The 19,551-nt window shown below is 37.9% G+C and carries 23 protein-coding genes and 1 other RNA gene; 12 read left to right on the forward strand and 12 right to left on the reverse strand.

Annotated features, from left to right (window positions below; genetic code table 11):
• Positions 1-22: 22 nt before the first annotated feature.
• The 5 genes from F886_RS07520 to F886_RS07540 all read right to left on the reverse strand — a co-directional run bounded on the left by F886_RS07520 (position 23) and on the right by F886_RS07540 (position 6,449).
• Positions 23-1,132, reverse strand: a complete 1,110-nt coding sequence (locus F886_RS07520) for an META and DUF4377 domain-containing protein (RefSeq protein WP_005303394.1) — start codon at positions 1,130-1,132, stop codon at positions 23-25.
• A 170-nt stretch (positions 1,133-1,302) separates the two neighbouring features.
• Complete coding sequence (locus F886_RS07525) at positions 1,303-2,079, reverse strand: DODA-type extradiol aromatic ring-opening family dioxygenase (protein WP_005303395.1); 777 nt, start codon at positions 2,077-2,079, stop codon at positions 1,303-1,305.
• Between the two features lie 112 nt (positions 2,080-2,191).
• Positions 2,192-2,671 carry a 23S rRNA (pseudouridine(1915)-N(3))-methyltransferase RlmH gene (rlmH, locus tag F886_RS07530; RefSeq protein ID WP_004793934.1) on the reverse strand — a complete coding sequence of 160 codons (480 nt, stop codon included), beginning with the start codon at positions 2,669-2,671 and terminating at the stop codon, positions 2,192-2,194.
• A 303-nt stretch (positions 2,672-2,974) separates the two neighbouring features.
• Positions 2,975-5,404 (reverse strand): endopeptidase La, encoded by a 2,430-nt coding sequence (gene lon / locus F886_RS07535; RefSeq protein ID WP_005303397.1) that lies wholly within the window; start codon positions 5,402-5,404, stop codon positions 2,975-2,977.
• A gap of 460 nt (positions 5,405-5,864) precedes the next feature.
• Positions 5,865-6,449, reverse strand: a complete 585-nt coding sequence (locus tag F886_RS07540; RefSeq protein WP_005303399.1) for a 5-formyltetrahydrofolate cyclo-ligase — start codon at positions 6,447-6,449, stop codon at positions 5,865-5,867.
• Between the two features lie 223 nt (positions 6,450-6,672).
• Between F886_RS07540 and F886_RS07545 the strand changes: the two genes are divergently transcribed.
• From F886_RS07545 to F886_RS07550, 3 genes are all read left to right on the forward strand, one after another.
• Positions 6,673-7,017, forward strand: a complete 345-nt coding sequence (locus F886_RS07545) for a hypothetical protein (RefSeq protein WP_005303401.1) — start codon at positions 6,673-6,675, stop codon at positions 7,015-7,017.
• Between the two features lie 113 nt (positions 7,018-7,130).
• Complete coding sequence (locus tag F886_RS19715) at positions 7,131-7,244, forward strand: hypothetical protein (RefSeq protein ID WP_004793930.1); 114 nt, start codon at positions 7,131-7,133, stop codon at positions 7,242-7,244.
• 92 nt (positions 7,245-7,336) lie between these two features.
• On the forward strand, positions 7,337-7,657 hold the full coding sequence (locus tag F886_RS07550) for a hypothetical protein (RefSeq protein WP_005303403.1): 321 nt from the start codon (positions 7,337-7,339) through the stop codon (positions 7,655-7,657).
• A 132-nt stretch (positions 7,658-7,789) separates the two neighbouring features.
• Here the strand turns inward: F886_RS07550 and ssrS are convergent.
• From ssrS to F886_RS07560, 3 genes are all read right to left on the reverse strand, one after another.
• Positions 7,790-7,973, reverse strand: a non-coding RNA gene (gene ssrS / locus F886_RS19720) — 6S RNA.
• Between the two features lie 189 nt (positions 7,974-8,162).
• Positions 8,163-8,447: a cell division protein ZapA gene (locus F886_RS07555; protein WP_003652859.1), complete on the reverse strand. Its 285-nt coding sequence runs from the start codon at positions 8,445-8,447 to the stop codon at positions 8,163-8,165.
• A complete protein-coding gene (locus F886_RS07560; protein ID WP_003652857.1) occupies positions 8,444-9,004 on the reverse strand; it encodes a hypothetical protein in 561 nt (186 codons plus the stop codon). The genes F886_RS07555 and F886_RS07560 overlap by 4 nt, the downstream gene beginning before the upstream one ends.
• 64 nt (positions 9,005-9,068) lie before the next feature.
• On the opposite strand from F886_RS07560, the gene F886_RS07565 reads away from it, so the two are divergent.
• The 5 genes from F886_RS07565 to F886_RS07585 all read left to right on the forward strand — a co-directional run bounded on the left by F886_RS07565 (position 9,069) and on the right by F886_RS07585 (position 14,012).
• Entirely contained in the window at positions 9,069-9,698 is a 630-nt protein-coding gene (locus tag F886_RS07565; protein ID WP_005303405.1) for a UPF0149 family protein, read from the forward strand.
• A 67-nt stretch (positions 9,699-9,765) separates the two neighbouring features.
• Positions 9,766-11,085, forward strand: coding sequence for a Xaa-Pro aminopeptidase (gene pepP / locus F886_RS07570; RefSeq protein WP_005303408.1), 1,320 nt, complete (start codon positions 9,766-9,768; stop codon positions 11,083-11,085).
• 31 nt (positions 11,086-11,116) lie between these two features.
• Positions 11,117-12,325 carry an FAD-dependent monooxygenase gene (locus F886_RS07575; RefSeq protein ID WP_005303410.1) on the forward strand — a complete coding sequence of 403 codons (1,209 nt, stop codon included), beginning with the start codon at positions 11,117-11,119 and terminating at the stop codon, positions 12,323-12,325.
• On the forward strand, positions 12,322-13,554 hold the full coding sequence (locus tag F886_RS07580) for an FAD-dependent monooxygenase (RefSeq protein WP_005303412.1): 1,233 nt from the start codon (positions 12,322-12,324) through the stop codon (positions 13,552-13,554). Before F886_RS07575 ends, F886_RS07580 begins: the two co-directional genes overlap by 4 nt.
• 206 nt (positions 13,555-13,760) lie before the next feature.
• Positions 13,761-14,012, forward strand: a complete 252-nt coding sequence (locus F886_RS07585; protein ID WP_005303414.1) for a hypothetical protein — start codon at positions 13,761-13,763, stop codon at positions 14,010-14,012.
• A gap of 60 nt (positions 14,013-14,072) precedes the next feature.
• Here F886_RS07585 and F886_RS07590 read toward each other — a convergent pair whose 3' ends face one another.
• Entirely contained in the window at positions 14,073-14,474 is a 402-nt protein-coding gene (locus F886_RS07590) for a MerR family transcriptional regulator (RefSeq protein ID WP_005303416.1), read from the reverse strand.
• A 65-nt stretch (positions 14,475-14,539) separates the two neighbouring features.
• Between F886_RS07590 and F886_RS07595 the strand changes: the two genes are divergently transcribed.
• The gene (locus tag F886_RS07595) at positions 14,540-15,181 is read left to right on the forward strand and encodes a cation efflux transmembrane domain-containing protein (protein WP_005303417.1); all 642 of its coding nucleotides are present in this window, start codon (positions 14,540-14,542) and stop codon (positions 15,179-15,181) included.
• 56 nt (positions 15,182-15,237) lie between these two features.
• Here the strand turns inward: F886_RS07595 and F886_RS07600 are convergent, their stop codons facing one another.
• Positions 15,238-15,840 (reverse strand): LysE/ArgO family amino acid transporter, encoded by a 603-nt coding sequence (locus F886_RS07600; protein ID WP_005303419.1) that lies wholly within the window; start codon positions 15,838-15,840, stop codon positions 15,238-15,240.
• 105 nt (positions 15,841-15,945) lie between these two features.
• Here F886_RS07600 and F886_RS07605 point away from each other — a divergent pair, with 105 nt between their 5' ends.
• Positions 15,946-16,836 (forward strand): LysR family transcriptional regulator ArgP, encoded by an 891-nt coding sequence (locus F886_RS07605; protein WP_005303421.1) that lies wholly within the window; start codon positions 15,946-15,948, stop codon positions 16,834-16,836.
• Between the two features lie 2 nt (positions 16,837-16,838).
• Here F886_RS07605 and F886_RS07610 read toward each other — a convergent pair whose 3' ends face one another.
• Both F886_RS07610 and rsmI read right to left on the reverse strand, forming a co-directional pair.
• Positions 16,839-17,225, reverse strand: a complete 387-nt coding sequence (locus F886_RS07610) for a hypothetical protein (RefSeq protein ID WP_005303423.1) — start codon at positions 17,223-17,225, stop codon at positions 16,839-16,841.
• Between the two features lie 90 nt (positions 17,226-17,315).
• The gene (rsmI, locus tag F886_RS07615) at positions 17,316-18,152 is read right to left on the reverse strand and encodes a 16S rRNA (cytidine(1402)-2'-O)-methyltransferase (RefSeq protein WP_005303425.1); all 837 of its coding nucleotides are present in this window, start codon (positions 18,150-18,152) and stop codon (positions 17,316-17,318) included.
• Between the two features lie 209 nt (positions 18,153-18,361).
• Here rsmI and F886_RS07620 point away from each other — a divergent pair, with 209 nt between their 5' ends.
• Together F886_RS07620 and F886_RS07625 are read left to right on the forward strand one after the other, a co-directional pair.
• On the forward strand, positions 18,362-18,763 hold the full coding sequence (locus F886_RS07620) for a YraN family protein (RefSeq protein ID WP_005303427.1): 402 nt from the start codon (positions 18,362-18,364) through the stop codon (positions 18,761-18,763).
• Between the two features lie 77 nt (positions 18,764-18,840).
• Positions 18,841-19,548, forward strand: coding sequence for a BON domain-containing protein (locus F886_RS07625; RefSeq protein WP_005303429.1), 708 nt, complete (start codon positions 18,841-18,843; stop codon positions 19,546-19,548).
• Positions 19,549-19,551: the final 3 nt, after the last annotated feature.

The raw sequence follows: 19,551 nt of genomic DNA on the forward strand, positions 1-19,551 counted from the left end.
CGGATTTTTTTAGTCTAAAAACTTATTTTTTAGGTTTTTTAACTAATTCTTGCTCAACAACCATATCTAATACATCAGCTTGACTAGATTGGTCTGCTGCTGGGTTTTTCACTTCAAAACGTTTTACACGTAAAATTACGCGTTGATCTGGATTGTGCTCAAAACCTTCAATTTGGCCATAATATAATGACCAGTTTTTGTCAGCGTAAGTTTTAACGCCTTTGTCATCATATTTAATTTCACGAACTTGCATACAAGTTTGTGGTGCAACACCAGTACATGATTTAGTTTGTGGAGCAACTTCTAGGAAAACAGTTTTTCCTTCAGATTGATATTTTGCTTCAGGTGTCATTTTACCAGTAAAGGTATATTTTTGACCTTGAGCATCAGATACCGTTAGTGTTGGTTGATCAACGTTTGTGGTATTGAGTTCAAACGGAACCGCACGTTTTTGGAAAAGGCTGCTAGAAAATTGTTCCTGTTTCATTAAAGCAGGTTCACACGCCATCATTGTTGACATTACATCAGCAGTTACGATGGTGTTGTTTTCAACTTTCCAAGTTGTTCCTTGGCGGTTACAACCCGTTGCGATCGATAAACGGTCGTTGGTAAAGTTAAGAACGATAGGTTTTTTTGTATTTTCAGGCTGATAAGACCAAGAGTAGTCTGTTAAAGCTTGAGTATTCACTGCTTTTTGACCTTGGAAAATATGCTTTTGACCAGTTTTGTCTGTCACGCTTAAAATCACCTGACCATTATTGTTGCTAATTTCGATTGGTAATTTTGCGTCACTAAAGATGCTATTAGAAAGTTGTTCTTGTTTCATTAAATCATCTTGGCAAGCCATCATTGTTGAAACAAGATTAGAGGTAACAAGTTGGTTACCTTCAACTTTCCAAGTACCGCCTTGGCCATTACAACCTGTATTGATTGCTAATTTGCCATCTGCATTAAAGTTAAGGATAAGTGGTTTAGAAGCTTTTACATTTTGATAAGTCCAAGCATATTCACCTAAAGTGGCTGCAAGGTTTTGTTGTTGCTCAGATACAATTGGAGCAGGAGTATGGGTAACTGTTTGACACGCCATCAAAGAAAAAGGTAATAACGCAAGAATTAAATATTTAATTTTCATTTAAAAAAACTTCAAGTAAAAAAACAACAGCAATAAGCTTAAAACATTCTTAAAAAAAGAAAATGTAAACATTTGATTGTTTCGGTTTTTAAAATGTATAAGTTTGTAAGTTATTCTAATTTTCAACAAGAATGATGGTATACCCCGCAAAACGGGGTATTTGCTAATAATTAATCAAAACGATAGATATCCATGCCTAGCGAGCCCATTGTGAAGCTGCTGTGAACAATCGTAAAACGATTGCCTGTACCCATAGCAAAAAACAACGGGGCAAAATGTTCAAGGGTCGGATGATTACGTTTTACAAACGGCAACGATTGCCAGTCTAGTACACCATCATAATCTTGATGGGTAAGTTTATTCACCACAGCATTTCTAAAAGTTGAGGCCCATTCTGGAACTTTAGAGTTGTCTCCTTGCCAAGATAGCTCTGCAAGATTATGAGTGATACTGCCTGAACCAATCAGTAAAATCTGTTTGTCACGTAAAGGCGCGAGTGTTTGTCCTATGCGATAAATTTCTTGTGCGCTTAAATTGGTTGGCAAAGAAATCTCGACCACAGGAATGTCAGCATCAGGATACATATGCAATAGAGGCATCCATACGCCATGGTCACGAGGGCGCGTACTATTCGCATGTGCAACTAAATGAGCATCTGCCAGTAATTTTAAGATTTCTTCAGCAAGTTCTGGTTGCCCAGGTGCGCTGTAGCGAATTTCATATAACTCTTTAGGAAAGCCGCGGAAGTCATGCCATGTTTCAGGACGAGTCGAAATACTCACTTCAAGTGCTTTACTTTCCCAATGCGCCGACATCACAATGATTGCCTTTGGTACGGGAAGATTTGCTCCTAAGCGGTGTAGAGCGGGGCCTACTTGTTCTGGATCAAGTGCAAGCATGGGTGAACCATGTGAAATAAACAGTCCGGGAAGGGTTTGTAGTTCCATTGCATTACACCTGAGTTAAAAAACAGAATAATAGTTATTATGCCAAAATCAGGACATGTTAAAAGTATCCTGATTTCAACGGATTGTTCCTAAAATGAAACGGTTGTTGTTTTTATGCACGGTGATAAGGATGATTATGATTAATAGTCATTGCCCGATATAGTTGCTCAATTAATAACACGCGTACCAAAGGATGGGGCATTGTGAGTTTTGAAAGTGACCAATGCCATGCGGCAGCTTTACGTACTTGATCTGATAAACCGTCTGGTCCACCAATAGCAAGTGCTACATCATTGCCTTCAAGCATCCACTGTTTCATGGTGTCAGCCAGTTTCTCTGTGCTGAGTTCTCGGCCACCAACCTCTAGAGCAATTAAAGTTTCATTGGGTTTTAAAGCATTCAAAATGCTTTCACCTTCAATTTGACAATATTTTAAAATATCCGCTTCTGAATCATTCTTACCACGTTTGGCCATAGGAAGTTCAATGACTTGAGTTTGAACAAAAGGTTGAATACGTTTGAAGTAATCTTCAAAACCAGTGAGAACCCAAGCAGGCATTTTTTGACCAATGGTCAGAATACGAATTTTCATATTGTCTATTCATTTAAAACAGCTGGCGCATTATACCTGAGGAAGAGATAAGTTCGTGGTAGTAAAATAGGCATAAAAAACGCAGTCCAAAAAACGGTGTTGGACTGCGATCAAATGATCATCTGTCTGGAGTTCAGATGATCATAGAGAATAAAACAAGGCTATCTATAAAATAATAGATAACGAAGAATACTTAATTTAATTAAATACTCTTAATACCTATTATGAGGATGGTTGGATATTTTTCAATCAAATTGTGTAACAAAAAAAAGAGAGCCGAAGCTCTCTTTTTTCATATTTTAATTAGTGACGTGCTGCTTTTGAACCTTCCACCGGTTTTACAATCGGTGTTTTAGGTAAAGGCTTTGGCATCGAAACTAATGCTAAAGGTAAGATGTCATCAATACTTTTCACAGCTTTGATTTCTAAACCTTCTTTAACATTGGCTGGAATTTCTGCCAAATCACGAACGTTATCTTGTGGAATAAATACAAGTTTAATTCCACCACGGTGTGCTGCAAGAAGTTTTTCTTTTAAGCCACCAATACGCATTGCACGACCACCTAAGCTTGTTTCACCAGTCATTGCAATATCAGGACGAATCGCAATACCTGTAAATGCTGATACAAGCGCAGTTGTTAATGCTAAACCAGCAGATGGACCATCTTTTGGTGTTGCACCTTCTGGTAAGTGAACGTGTACATCAGTTTCTTCAAAACGAGAAGCTTCAATACCTAGTTCATCGGCACGCGTGCGTACTAAAGTCATTGCTGTAGTAATAGATTCTTTCATTACATCACCAAGTGAACCGGTTGTAATGAATTTACCTTTACCTTTGACAGCTGCAACTTCAATGGTAAGTAACTCACCACCTACAGATGTCCAAGCTAGACCATTTACGCGGCCTACTTGCGCTTCATCTTCTGCGATACCAAAGTCAAACTTGTGTGGACCTAAGTATTCTGGAAGATTGGCAGAAGTCACATCAAGTTGTAAGTTTTTAGACTTTTTACTTACTGCTTCTTTTACCACTTTACGCGCAATTTTAGACACTTCACGTTCTAAACTACGTACACCAGCTTCACGTGTATAGCGCTGAACAATATCACGAATCGCTTCTTCATGAATTGTTAACTCTTTTGCACGCAGACCATTGTTCTTAATCGCTTTTGGAACAAGGTAACGTTCAGCAATGTTAACTTTTTCATCTTCGGTATAACCCGGTAGACGAATAACTTCCATACGGTCAAGCAATGCCTCAGGAATATTCATGCTGTTTGCAGTACAGATGAACATCACTTCAGATAGGTCAAGATCAAGATCTAAATAGTGATCGTTGAACTTACTGTTTTGTGATGGATCTAATACTTCAAGCAATGCAGAAGCAGGATCACCACGGTAGTCTTGTGCCATCTTGTCAATTTCGTCGAGTAAGAACAGTGGGTTCTTCACGCCAACTTTTGTTAAAGACTGCACGATTTTACCTGGCATCGCACCAATATAAGTACGACGGTGACCACGAATTTCAGCTTCATCACGTACGCCACCGAGTGCCATACGAACAAACTCACGACCTGTTGCTTTCGCAACTGATTCACCAAGCGAAGTTTTACCTACACCAGGAGGGCCTACTAAACATAGGATCGGGCCTTTGAGTTTTTTAACACGAGACTGAACCGCTAGGTATTCAACAATACGATCTTTAACGTCATCTAAGCCGTAGTGATCGGTATCAAGAATCTCTTGAGCTTTCGCAAGGTTAATGCTGACTTTGCTCGCCTTATTCCACGGCGTATCTAAAATTACTTCTAGATAGTTACGTACAACAGCCGCTTCACTAGATGCAGGTTGCATTGCTTTAAGCTTACGGAACTCAGCTTCAGCTTTTTTACGTACATGTTCAGGTAAATCAGCTTCAGTAAGACGTTTTTCTATTTCAGCAACGTCATCTTCAGCACCACCATTCATGTCAGAAAGTTCACGTTGAATGACTTTCATTTTTTCATTTAGAAAGTATTCACGTTGGTTTTTTTCCATTTGGCGTTTTACGCTGTCATGCAAAGTTTGTTCAATTTGCTGTTCGGCAGATTGATTTACCAAGTAGCTCATAAGCTCTTGCAAATGTGCTTCAAATTCATCGTGCTCTAAAAACTTCTGTTTAATTTCAATATTTAGAGGTACACGTGTTGCCACGAAGAACATAAGCTGTAGCAAGTCTTCAATTTTATTAGCAGCTGCAACCAGTTCACGTGCATTACGTAATTTTGCTTCAGCATATTGAGCAAATAAATTACGCAACTCTTGTAAACGAGTCTCTTGAGTAGCTTTATCTACGTTAATTGTCATTGGACTTAAGCTATGCTCAGCAGTCAAATGACTATCTTCATCGATAATTTTTTCAAGCTTAGAGCGCTGTAACCCTTCAATCAGTACTTTGATACAGTTTTCATCATTCTCATGATTTACGACCTGAACAATCTTAGCGACAGTTCCGTACTGATAAAGGTTATCGTGATCAATATCTTCTGTAAGCGAATCTTTTTGCGCAACTACAAATACTAAATTGTCACTGTTACGAGCCACATCAACTGCATTGATCGATTTTTCACGACCCACGAATAACGCAATTTGCATGTGTGGGTAGACCACTACATCACGTAACGCTAAAAGTGGTAATACACTTGGAACCTGAGGCTCTAAGTCAGTTTTTTCATTCATAATAAGTTCAGACATGGGCACTCCTAATGAGTGACAACGAGGTTGCCATGTTTTTATAGTGATGTGTATTTTGAAAATTACAAGGGCCTTTCAATAGAAAATGTGGAAAAAATGACTAATTTAGTCAACTTTTTTTAAAAATATTATGAATCAATGAATTAATTCTTAAGAAGAATAAAATTTTGTAGCAAGGATAAGTAATTTAGCTTAATAATTATGAAATATTCATATAACAAAAAAACCGTTTGGATGGAAAGTAATCAGTTTCTTGTGCCATTTATAAGCAATGTATTGTTAACAATAATGCAAAACTTATTCGATATTGAACATTAAATAGGCGTGTTAATATAACCTAGTAAAGCGGTCTGTCACTTAAAAGTAACCATCCTTAGGGTGGTTACTTTTATGATTTTAGAGGCATGAAAAGTAAAGGATGATTTTAAGCTGTTGAATTGAAATTGTTTTTATATAAAGATTATCTTTTGAAATAATAAATATGTTGAGGGGTGAGTAAAGCATCTAAGGGTTGATCCCAACTTTGACGTTTTAAAGTATGCTCAATAAATTGAAATTGATGGGCCACACCCAAACGATAAGGCCTGTGTTTTGCAGTTGCCAATGTACGGTCATAATAGCCGCCTCCCATACCAATACGCGTACCGTATCGATCACAAGCTAAAAGTGGCATTAACACTAAATCAAGTTTTGATACATGTTTTCCTCTTGTTGCCATAGGTTCTTTCATACCCAATGGATGATGAGAAAAACGTCGATTTAAATATTGGTTTCTAGATATCTTTACCCAAACTAAACGTTGATTCATAGAGCAAATCATAGGTAAATAAACTTGTTTATTTTTTTGAAGACATAACTTTATGAGAAGGTCTGTATGAACCTCTCCAAAGGCATGTAAATATAAACCAATTTTTTTTGATGAATGAAAAATAGCAAGACTGTTTAAATGATGGAGAACATTAAGCTGAGCTTTTTTTTGCTCCAATGGGGACAAAAAGCGTCTTTTAGATCTTAAATTTTTTCTAATAAAACTAAGTTCATTCATGCGTAAATCTAACAAAGATTTGAGATCAGTCGAGCAAAATTATACCTATTTTTCTTAAGATTTATGGAAATAGAGAACTAATTAAGAAATAACTTTAAATTTACTTGATGCGAGGTATGTTCTTTAGCGATAAAAAATTCTATTTCTTTACGTATTACCAGTATTTATTTACATTTAATCAGATAAGAATATTTAAAAGGATGAATGTGAAATTGTTAAGCCTATGAAGTTAAAAATTTTAACCATTACAATAAGCGCCGTATTGATGCTAGGCGGGTGTACAAAACAAACAGAACCTGAAGCTGCTGAAGTTGACTATAAAGCTCAATTCGAAGAGTCTGACCGTAAAATTGGAGAGTTTTTAGATCAACTGGATAATCCGAATACACCACAAGAAGTTAAAGTCAAAATCTTGTGCCATGACTATCCTGAGGTTTATAAGACCCAATATATGCCTGCATTAATTAAAATTTCACCTAAACCTTATACCGAAGAAAAATTATTGTCAGATTTGAAGAGTGCAACTGATTACTACAAAGATGCCTTTGCGATTCGGTGTAATCAATAATTAATTGATGTTTTAACTCTCAAAAAATCCGATAAGTGTGAATTGATTGGCATTATTGAGTTGTGGTAAATTTCATTTTGTCTTTATAGTTGCTAATTTAGGGGGTTCTAGATATGGAAATCTTGAAATTCTTACAGAGTTTTAATACGGTTGGTACATACTTAACGATTGCTTCAACTGTTTTAGCTGGGCTTATTATTTATTTTTACGTGATTAATCCAGCGTGATCTTTTAAAAAGAAATAGTAAGAAATCTTCTATTTCTTTTTTTATAATTAAATTTTGTTATAAATTTCAAACTATAAAAATAAGGTAGGATCATGAAGTTTAAATTATTTTTTCTTAGTTTTTTAGCTTTAGGATGTCATGCCGACGACAAGTTAAGTGATCCTGATATTTGTAATGTAGTAAAAAAAGTCGCTTATACTGTCATGGAAGCACGTCAACAAAAAGTTCCATCTCAAGACTTGCAACAGATAGCGAATGGTCTTGAAGACCCAGAAGCCAAACAACTTTACCAAGATTTAATTAACTCGGCTTACTCTGCCAAAATATTTAGAACCAGTTTCTTTAAAAGAAAGGCAATAGAAGATTTTCAAGCAGGCTGGTATGAAGAGTGTCTGAATAGAAATAAAAAATAATATTAGAGAAGGCGAAGTAGATTAATCAGCTAAGCTGCAATTTAATGTTTAAAAAGAAAATTTTAGACTGAAAGGTCTGTATGGAAAGCTAAATTAAAATAAATATTTTGAATTTTTCTTAAAGTTAAAAATAAATGCTCCGAAGATGCCGCTGCATGTGTCGTTACCCTGAACCCGATGAGTTCAAGGTGGACGCGACGTATACTTGCTGGGTTTCCTACACGAAGGTAGGCATACACTCTAAATATACAGAACACATCCATAAGTTTAAGTATCGGCAGGGGAATAGACCCGCTGGCGAACATCCCAGAGACAATTTAAGTATAACCGATCTGACCATGTTGGCAATCACCTAAACCTCTGGAACTGTAAACTTAGTTTGCGTTTGATGAAGCTTTGTACATTAACAAGCATAAAGTAATTTCAATTACGCTTAATAGTGCCAATAAAAAACGCCTTGCAACTATTATTCATAGAGCAAGGCGTTTTTGTATGGATAATTTATTTAAACAATTTGTTCAACATCATCCAATATCGTTTGCAGTAAACGTTCACAGTGAGTGTATTCTTGCAAAGATTTATTAAGGCTCAGTACTTCTTGAGTCAATTGTAGAGCAACCATAATGACCAGTTTGTTGTGCTCAACACGTGGAGCACTACGACGCATCTCATTAAATTTCTCATTGAGAAGTTCTGCTGCACGTTCAAGTTCATCTTTTTTGTCTAAAGTAGTCGCGAGTCTAAAGGTCTGCTCAATCAGCCTAAGCTCTACCATGACTTGTTCACTCATGATTGTGTCTCCTCACCAGTTTCAGCATTAGGATGGGCAAGCTGCTGAATTTCTTGAGCATGCTGATCTTGAGCAGTGCCTAAAATTCCTAAACGTTGAATAATCGCTTCAACTTTTGATTTAGCAAGCTCATTTTTTTGTAACAAACGATCACGATCTTGTTGTAAATCATGAAGCTCTTGTTGGGTTTGACGCTGGTGGGCTTGTAACTTTTCTTTTGCAACACGTAATTCATTGCGCTCGGCAAGAATTTCTTGAAAACGATTTTTTAAATCAGTCGTACTTTTTTCTAATCGGCTATAACGTTCCGCAAGTGTGTTAGCATCCTGATTCAACTGTTGAAATTGACCTTTTAACTGAGATAGTTGCTCAGTTACCGACTCAATTTCCTCTTGTTTTTTAGTGATAATACTATTTTTTTGCACAACTTGTGCGTGATGCTCTGTTTCAGCCAGTTCTTTAGCTTCCGAGAGTGCCGCATGTTCACTCTCTAAATGATGTAAGCGTGTTTTTAATACGCTAATATGCGCTTGTAGCCGCTGTAATTGTTCTAACATAACGAGGTCGCACAGAATTGCAATCAAAGGTAATATATACAAAGTATAGAGATTGGATAAACGAATGCAAGACGATATTTCAGGCTGGACAGATTGGAACGCTCATTTTGAAGGAATTGAAGAAATTTCAAGCCCTAGTGAGTTACATGGTCTATTAACAGGTATTGTTTGTGTGACAGAAGCGCCAACGCGTGAACAATGGTCACAAATTTTAACAACCCTTAATGTGCCAGAGTTAAGTGAAGATGCTTTAACGCTTTTAACTGATGAAGCAGAAGATGTTATTCATGCACTATCTGAAGATGAATTAGATTATTTACCTATGCTTCCTGACGATGACCATCTACTTCAAGAGCGTGTACAAGCTTTATCAGATTGGTGTGCAGGTGTTGTATTAGGTTTTGGATTGGCATCGGGTCATATTCGTCCAGATGAACTTGAGTTGATTGAGAACCTTCAAGATATTGCAGCAGTCGAATTTGAAGACTCTGACAATGATGAAGAAGGTGAAAGCAGCTACGAAGAGTTATATGAATTTGTACGCTTAATCCCTGTAAGTTTGTCTATTGGCAGAAAAAAAATTACTGTAGCTGAAAGTTCTTTATTGAAAAAATTTCATGCAAAAAGTAAATCTGCTGCGTTAGACACAGAACAAAATATTGTAGAAATGTTTACTCCACATCGCCCAAGCTAATTGAGGCAATGTGTTATTGGTTGTATTTTATTTTTTGACTTTAAAATTCTAAATCAAGTAGATCATTATGAAATTGCCTCAAGCTGATTTTCGACATCGTAGAGACCGTCTGGCAGAAAAAATGGGTCCAAACAGCATTGCAATTATTGCAACGCGTGAGGAAATGTACCGTAATCGTGATGCGGATTATAAATTCCGTGCCGATAGTAGTTTTTTCTATTTGACGGGCTTTGCTGAGCCTGAGGCAGTTGCTGTCATTGAAACCTTCGACGATGAAGAATATAGCTATAGTCTTTTTTGCCGTGAACGTAATCGCGAGATGGAAATCTGGAATGGTTTCCGTGCTGGAGTTGATGGTGCAGTTGAAGACTATGATGCTGATGAAGCATATGTAATTGATTTGCTTGATGAAGAAATTATTGAAAAATTATTAAATAAAGAGCGTCTTTATTATCGGATTGGGCACGATGCTGAGTTTGACGCGCGAGTGAGCCAGTGGATTAAAAAAGCAGATGCCGAGCACCGACATGAAAACGCTCCCGCTCAATTGCTACAGCTCGACCGTATTGTTGATGAAATGCGTTTAGTTAAGTCACCACAAGAACTTGAGCTAATGCAAATTGCTGCAAATATTAGTGCTGAAGCACATACGCGTGCGATGCAAACGGTGCACCCAGAAATGATGGAATATGCTCTTGAAGCTGAACTCAATTATATTTTTGGGAAAAATGGCTGTGTTCCGTCTTATAACAGTATTGTAGGCGGTGGAGCTAATGCTTGTGTTTTACATTATGTTGAAAATAACAAGCCACTCAAAGATGGTGATTTAGTCTTAATTGATGCTGCATGTGAATATGAATTCTATGCTTCGGATATAACTCGTACTTTTCCGGTCAATGGTAAATTTAATGCTGAGCAAAAAGCATTATATGAAGTTGTATTGGCTGCCCAATATGCAGCGATTGACGCAGTTCGTATTGGTAATTCATACCGTGAACCTCATGAAATAGCAGTTAAAATTTTAACTGAAGGTCTAGTTAATTTAGGTTTGCTCAAAGGTGATGTTAACGAACTCATTGAAACCGAAGCATATCGTCAGTTTTATATGCACGGCACAGGTCATTGGCTAGGCATGGATGTACACGATGTCGGGTCTTACAAAAAAGGTGAAGACTGGCGTCAATATGAAGAGGGTATGGTCATTACAGTTGAACCTGGTTTATACATCGCACCAGATGATGAAACTGTAGATGAAAAATGGCGTGGTATTGGTATTCGTATTGAAGATGATGTGGTCGCAACCTCGAAAGGACCACGAGTTTTAACTGCTAATGTGGTTAAAGATATTGCAGATATTGAACATTTAATGGCGCAAGCTAAAGCATAATTAAACGTATTCGCCAAAGGAGCAAAACTCGATGCAACAACAAGTGATTATTGTAGGTGGGGGAATGGTGGGTTTGAGCCTTTCACTCATGCTCGCGAAGGCTAATATTGCGGTAAAGCTATTAGAAGCTGTGAAATACCCAAACTATGATGATCAAAATGTTGCTCCTTACCATTCGAGTTTTGATGCGCGTAATACGGCTTTATCGCGTCGTAGCGTACAGATTTATCAGAAGCTAGGGTTATGGGATGCATTACAGCAACATGCGACCCCAATTTTGCAAGTCCACATTACTGAGCAAGGCAGTTTTGGTAAAGCACGTTTAATTGCAGAACAAGAGAAAGTCGAAAGCTTTGGTCAGGTAATTGAAAATGCTTGGCTTGGTCGTGTGTTGCTAACTCAAGTGCGTCAGCAACCTTTGATTGAACTCATTGATGGTGTACAGGTTACCGCTTTAACTCAAGATGCCGAACAAGTACATATTGAAGCTTTGCGTGGTGAGGAAACTTTAAAACTTGAGTCAAAATTATTAATTGCGGCTGATGGACGTGATTCTTTTTGTCGTCAGGCAATTGGCGTGGGTGTGGATGTTCACGACTATGATCAGGTTGCAATTGTGACTACGGTTCAGACATCAAAACCGCATGAACAGGTAGGTTTTGAACGGTTTAGCGCATTAGGTCCTTTAGCCTTATTACCTTTACCGGGTGAGTACCGCCGCTCAGTGGTATGGCCTGTGAAAAAAGGCACTGAAAATGAATGGTTGGGCGATGAAAATGACCAGCATTTCTTAAGTGCTTTACAACAAACTTACGGTGACCGAGCGGGTAAATTTGAAAAAACGGGTAAACGTTTTAGTTATCCGCTTTCACAAGTGCTTGCACATAAACAAGCTGTTGGTCGCGTTATTTTAATGGGTAATGCAGCGCATACAATTCATCCGGTTGCAGGGCAAGGTTTTAATTTATGCCTACGTGATGCCGATGTTTTAGTGCGTTATTTAGTGAACCAGTTAAGCACTTCTGATGATTTGGGTAACCCTGATAACTTACTTGCCTATGAACAGGCTCGTTTATCAGATCAGCAGCGTGTGATTAAGTTCTGTGACACTGTAGTTCGTGGTTTTAGTAACCAAAATCCATTATTAAAATTAATTCGTAATACGGGATTAATTGTGTTTGATGTCATTCCGGGTGTAAAACCATTGGTGGCTAACTATGCAATGGGGTTAAAAGCATGAGTGAAGTGTTCGATGTCGTCATTGTTGGTGGTGGATTGGTTGGTGGTTTAACTGCTTTATTACTTGCGCAAGGCGGGGTACAACCCACAGTGCTTGATGCGGCTCCTGTGCTTGATGTTGAGAAAACATTAAGCGTGATGAATCCACGTGTTTTAGCGCTTAGCCAAGCGACCATTCATTTGCTTAAAACGGTAAATGTTTGGGATGATCTCGCACGCCAAATGCCTTATACAGGCATGCAGGTCTGGAATCTTAATGGCTACGGTGAAATTAATTTTGGTCAAGACTCTGCACGTCAGCCTTTAGCTGAGCAAGCCTTAGGTTCTATGGTGGAACCCAGTGTACTGAACGTTGCTATTCAGCAAAAAATGTTGCAGCAGCTTACAGATTACCGTACTCAAGTTCGTGTTACACGTATTGAGCAGGGTGTTGGATGTTGGCATATTCAATTAGCAGATGGCACGACACTTAAAACTAAACTGCTTATTGGTGCAGATGGGGCGAATTCCTTTGTACGTGAACAGGCTTTTATTGACCTCGACGTACTAGATTACAAACAAGCAGCCATTAGCTGTGCAATCAGAACAGCAAAGCCTCATCATTATGTTGCCCGCCAAATTTTCTTACCTACAGGCCCTTTGGCATATTTACCAATGGCAAGTCTTGAAGAAAATGAAAATGGATATTGGCAATCCATTGTCTGGACACTACCAGATGATTATGCCGATGAATATTCAGCTTTAAACGATACCGCCTTTATGCAGCTTTTAACTCAAGAAAGCCAACACATGTTGGGTGAGGTGTTAGAAGTTCGTTCAAGAGCACAATTTCCGCTCAAAGCTCGCGCTGCTAAACAATATGTAAAAGCAGGTTTAGCTTTGATTGGTGATGCAGCACATGTGATTCATCCACTTGCTGGGCAAGGGGTAAATATTGGCTGTCTTGATGCCGCAGTACTGTGTGATGTATTGCTTCACGATTTAAACCGTGGTGTATGGGCACATGAGCAAACTTTATTGCGCTATGAACATCGCCGTAAAGGTCAGAATGATGCAATGATGCATAGCATGTCGGCAATTGGTTGGCTTGAAAGTAGTGAGCTATTTCCAGTCGTGTGGGCTCGCAATATGGGGCTTAAGCAAGTTGAGCTGACTCCGGTTTTAAAAGACCGATTTATGCAACAAGCAAATGGTTTAGGGGCTTTACAAAGTACCCGTTATAAGCATTAAAATATTTACTGGGTCTATACTCTACTGAGTGAATTAAATACCAGTAGATATTTTTTGAACAATCATTTATATATCATTACCAATTTGGTCATAAAAGATACGGAATTGACCAAATTGGCTCTTTGCTAAATGCAAAGAGATTGCTAAATTTCTGAGGTCTTGGGACCATAGCAATGATGCAATAAAATCATTCTGGGGAGTGTGAAATGTCAGATATCAATGATTATGAAGATGCAGAAGATTCTGCTGTAGATGAAGATGAAGCGAAAGCAGCCGAAAGCGGTGCAGCTGATGAAGAAGCAGGCAGTTTGAGTGATACTGACCTTGCCGAAGCAGAAACGCTGACTGTAACTGCTAAACAGAAACAGCGCCAAGCGTTGGAAGATGAAGTTGCCGCATTTTTAGCTCGAGGTGGTAGAATTACCGAAGTTCCTCCTGATGAACATAGCGACCATTAATCTTAAAAAAGCATCACATGAGTGGTGCTTTTTTATTTGTATGAATTTATCAAAATAGGTTTAAGGCGAGCTTTGCAGTTCTTTTAAAATTCCACACTCATCCACTGTTCGATTGGTAGAGCAGTGCTGTTTTAAATCAATTAAAGATTCTTTTAAAAGTAATAATCTTTCAATTTTTTCAGTTACTTCATTTAAGTATTTATCTACTAAATTATCAATTTTTGTACATGCCTGTTTAGGCTCAGCTTTCATTTCTTTTAAAGTTTTAATATCACTGAGTGAAATATCTAATTCGCGGCAATGTTTAATAAACAATAGGTCGTTGAGGGTCTGCTCGGTGTAAATACGATAATTATTTTCTGAACGTTGGATACGATCAAGTACACCTACTTTTTCGTAATAACGGATCGTATCAATTGGAACATCCGCTTTTTTTGATAATTGACCAATAGAAAGACTCATAAGGCTTGACTCTGGAGCTACTCAAGGGTTTTTAATCACTATAAAAGAGTTCTTGAGGAAATAAAATGGCTGGATGTGGTTGTGCTTCAACATGTTCTCCTTCAAAGAAAGTGAGTCCACGTTTTAGAAAAGCGTTATGGTTTGCTCTCGTGATCAATGCGTTGATGTTTGTAGTAGAAATATTGGGCGGTTATAAGGCTCAATCTGTTTCGCTATGGGCCGATGCATTAGATTTTGCCGGAGATGCAGCAAATTATGCATTATCTTTAGTTGTGCTTTCGATGAGTTTATATTGGCGCGCAACAACTGCATTACTTAAAGGAATAACGATGGCAGCTTTCGGTATTTTTGTTATTGCAAAAGTGGTTTGGTCTTATTTTTATGGTGTTTCACCTGAACCAATGGTCATGGGAGCAATTGGCGTGATGGCTTTAATTGCTAACGTTTCAGTCGCGCTTATGCTCTATGCGTACCGTGATGGAGATGCCAATATGCGTTCCGTCTGGTTGTGCAGCAGAAATGATTCTATTGCCAATATTGCTGTGATTTTAGCGGCCGTTGGTGTATTTGGAACAGGGAGTGTATTTCCAGATTTATTTGTTGCCTTTGTAATTGCGTACTTGGGTGTGTCTTCTGGTTACGCTGTCATAAAACAGTCTCAGCAAGAAAGAAAACAGTCAAAACTGGTGTTGGGTTCTCAAGCATAATTATGAGCGCATAAAAAGTACCATTCAGACATGGTACTTTTTACTGTTTGAATGCATTAGATGAGAAGCGATATTGCAATACCCCACATAACACAACCGATAATGAAATCTAAAATTTTCCAAGCTTTTGGATTGGTAAATAATGGTTTTAATAATCTTGCGCCATAACCTAAACTGAAAAAGAAAATCCAAGAGGCAACAATGCTGCCCAAAGCGAAACTAATTTTGTCTTCTAGTTGAGTTGCAACTGAACCAATCAGAACAATGGTATCTAAATAGACATGTGGGTTAAGCCAAGTAAAGGCAAGACAGGTCACTAGTGCTTGAGTTAAAGTCTGTTTCTGGCTGCTATCAAGCTCCATACTCTGGGTGGTTTTTAAGGCAGCATAGAATGCTTTCGCACCGTAGACCAATAAAAACGTTGCCCCTAAATATTTAGCGACCGTAATTAAGATGGGTGATGCTGTCATGATTTCGGCAAAACCTAATACACCAAACGCGATTAGAATTGAGTCGGACAGCGCACAGATTAAACATAGCCAAAATACATATTGCTGTTTGAGCCCCTGTTTTAGAACAAAAGCATTTTGAGCTCCAATTGCTACAATAAGGCCGCTACCAATACCGAAACCTTTAAAAAATATACTAAGAGAGAACATAACAATAAGGTGGAAAAATCAGATGTGGGAATTATCTGACTTTTTCTTAAGAAATAAGTAAAATTAAGAATATTTAGGTTTAGCTAAAAAAAATTTAGGTTTGATATGCTAGATAGCAAACAGTGTGAAGCCTTTCTTGCAGTCGCAGAAGTGGGAAGTTTTGACGCGGCAGGTGAGCATTTATATATTACGCCCTCGGCAGTGTCCTTACGTGTGCAAGCTTTAGAAAAGTATTTAGGCCAAATTTTAATTATACGTGGGCGGCCATGTGTACTCACACAAGCTGGGCAAACGTTATTGCAACATTTACGTCATACGAGATTAATGGAGCAAAACTTATTACAAGGTTTGATGGGGAAATCATCGGAATCGGAATTCTATAAAATTGCTCTAGCGTCCAATGCAGATTCGCTAGCGACTTGGCTTTTACCGAGCATTCAGCAAACACTTTTTAAAGAAAAAATAGTCTTAGAACTAAAAATTGATGATCAATCGCATACGCATACTTTATTAGAAACAGGACAAGTCAACGCATGTATCTCTGCAGAAGAACAGGTCATGTCAGGCTGTTTAGCTCAACCACTCGGGAAAATGCGTTATAAAATGTTGGCTTCTGATGCATTTGCAGCTGACTGGTTTAAACATGGCGTAAACCGAGAAACTTTAAGAAGTGCACCAGCTGTAATTTTTAACCATAAAGATCTTATGCATTCAGAGGTATTACTGAAATATTATGGTTTGCCTTTGCAGAGCTATCCTTATAGTTTTATTCCTGCTACAGATGCGTTTGTGAAAGCAATCCAATTAGGTTTGGGATATGGCATGGTGCCTGAACTTCAGGTTCAATCTTTACTAAGCAATGGAACTTTAGTGGATGTTATACCTGAAGCTGAGCTCGACATTCCGTTATATTGGCACCATTGGAAAAGGCAGTCTAAACAGTTAGATGCCCTGACAGAGACTATTGTCGAGTCAGCAAAACATATATTGAGATAGTTTTACATGTTTCTTTTTAAATGAAGATTTGAAATATGCTGAATATAAAACTCTATATCATGCGCTGAGTAACCTAAAAGTTGTCCAATTCTTCGTTCAAGCCCTATACATTTTTCAAAATTAGTTTCTTTAAATAAAGTTTCAATACATATCATGAGTTCATTTAAATCTGCTAAAGCTACATCTTTATAGATCAGCATAATTGAAAAGGGTAAAGGTAATGAGGTTTCAATATCTTTACTCAGCATTGATAAAGTACCTTGTTCGAGATGCTTTAAAAAACTGACAGGTAATAGATCGTAAAATAGAGCGATAGATTTCTCGCCTGAAAGTAATAATTCTAGCTCTTGTCCTTCATGAGGACCAAGTTTGCCCATTTGTTCAGTCATATTAATACTCTTATTCTTATATTTTATTATGCAAAATTAACAGATGGTGATGACAAATAGTCCGTGTCATCACCATATCTAATTAAAAAATTAAGATTGAGTTAACTCGAGCGCACGTTGATAAGCGACTTTCTTCTTAATTCCTGTTAAATCGGCAGCGAGTTGAGATGCTGCTTTAACAGACAAATCTTGAAGTAAACGTTTTAAAAGTTCATCTAGTTTTTCTTGTTCTAGATCTGTTTTTGCAACTGCACCACCCACAACCACTACAATTTCACCTTTTTCTTGGTTGTGGTCGTTTTCAATGAAGCTGACCAAATCTTTTAAGGTCATTTTTTTGATGGTTTCAAAGGTTTTGGTAATTTCACGTGCAAACCCTACAGGACGGTCTTCACCAAATACCTGAGCCATATCTTTAATAGACTCTAAAATACGATGAGGGGCTTCATAGAAAATTAAGGTCTGGGTCTCGTTCTTAAGTTTTTCTAATTGAGAAATACGTTGTGAAGCTCTAGATGGTAAAAATCCTTCAAAGCTAAAACGATCACTCGGCAAACCTACCGCACTTAAAGCAGCAATAGCAGCACATGCGCCTGGCACTGGAACAACTTTAATACCGTTCTCTTGAGCAGCACGGACTAATTTAAAGCCTGGATCACTGATGAGCGGTGTACCTGCGTCACTAATTAAAGCAACGCTATCGCCAGCAAGTAATTTTTGAACTAACTGCTCAATTTTATTGCTTTCATTGTGGTCGTGGCATGCAGTAAGTTGAGTCGATATATTATAGTGCTTAAATAATTGTGCTGATTGGCGAGTATCTTCGGCAGCTACAATAGAAACTGATTTTAAAATATCAATTGCACGGAAAGTCATATCATCTAAGTGCCCGATTGGGGTGGCTACAACGAATAACTGAGCACTCATTTGGTTTTACTCCGTACAGATAAACAATTTTAATGGGGTAGTTTACCCGAAATTATGATTTGGGCGTGAACAATGTCTGCCAACCTTTGCTTTTCCAAAATGATCTGATTTTCATTTGTTCAATTTAAATCAGAAAGTACGGGTGGATTTAACGAAATAATTTAAGCATCAAAATATGTGGTGCTACTTTTAATTTGGGGAAGATAAAAATGTTAATAGCGCAGCAGTTGGGTAAATGGGCAGAGCAAACGGCTTTAAACCTGTTACAAAAGCAAAACTATGTATGGGTAACCAGTAATTATCATTCACGCCGTGGTGAAGTGGATTTAATCGTTAAAAGAGGGCAAGAGCTGGTTTTTGTTGAGGTAAAAGCACGCACTATAGGAAATTATGGACAGGCTTGCGAAATGGTGACAAGAGCAAAGCAGAAGAAAATTATCAAAACTGCGATGCGTTTTTTACAGCGCTACCCATCTTATCAGGATTTTTATTGTCGTTTTGATGTGATTTGTTTTGATTTTCCACAGAAAATTGCAAAAACAGTACAGCAAGACTTTTCAAAATTCCATTATGATCTGCAATGGATCGAAAATGCATTTACTTTGGATTAAGAGTTCATTACTCTTTTGAGCAAATTTAAGTCTGATGCTTTATGATCAAGCCAAGAAATTGATAGGAGTCTGGTGGAGTGTTAAACCGTATTGCTGTAACAATGCTTTGTGTCGCAAGTTTATCAGGTTGCGCAAGTTTTATTTCTGGTGGAACAGGCACAGCTCCAGTGGGCACAGATAGCGGTGTCCGCAGTCTAGGCCAAGTATTCATTGACTCTTCAATTAAACGTACAGCGAATATCAACATTTATAAACTTGATCAACGTTTCAAGCAGTCACGTATTAATATTGAAAGCTTCCACAGTACAGTTTTATTAACTGGCCAAGTGCCAGACCCGTACTTGAAACAATTGGCAGAAGACAATCTTAAAGCCATGAGTGATGTGAAAGCCGTACATAACTATATTACGGTGGGTAACAAAGTTAGCTATAACACCATCATGCAAGATGCGGGTGTAACAGCAAATACACGTGCTCTTTTAATGAAAGCGCCAGTTGTATCGGACAGTAAAGTACTTGTCCATACTGAAGATGGTGTTTTATATGTGATGGGCCGTTTAAATACCGCTGAAATTAATGATTTAAATAATGTGCTTCAAAATGTTGGTAACGTGACCAAAATTGTGACGCTCATTGATAATGTTGATTTGGCGCCTGCTCCAGCAGCGAGTACTGGTAGTACAACGACTACACCAATTATTAATAACGTCATTGCTCAGCCAACAGTTCAAACACCTGTTGCAATTGATCCTGACCAAACAGATCCTGCTTCGACTGCACAGTAATAT

Origin of the sequence: Acinetobacter sp. NIPH 542 (assembly GCF_000369825.1) — a bacterium.
Lineage (GTDB): Bacteria > Pseudomonadota > Gammaproteobacteria > Pseudomonadales > Moraxellaceae > Acinetobacter > Acinetobacter oleivorans.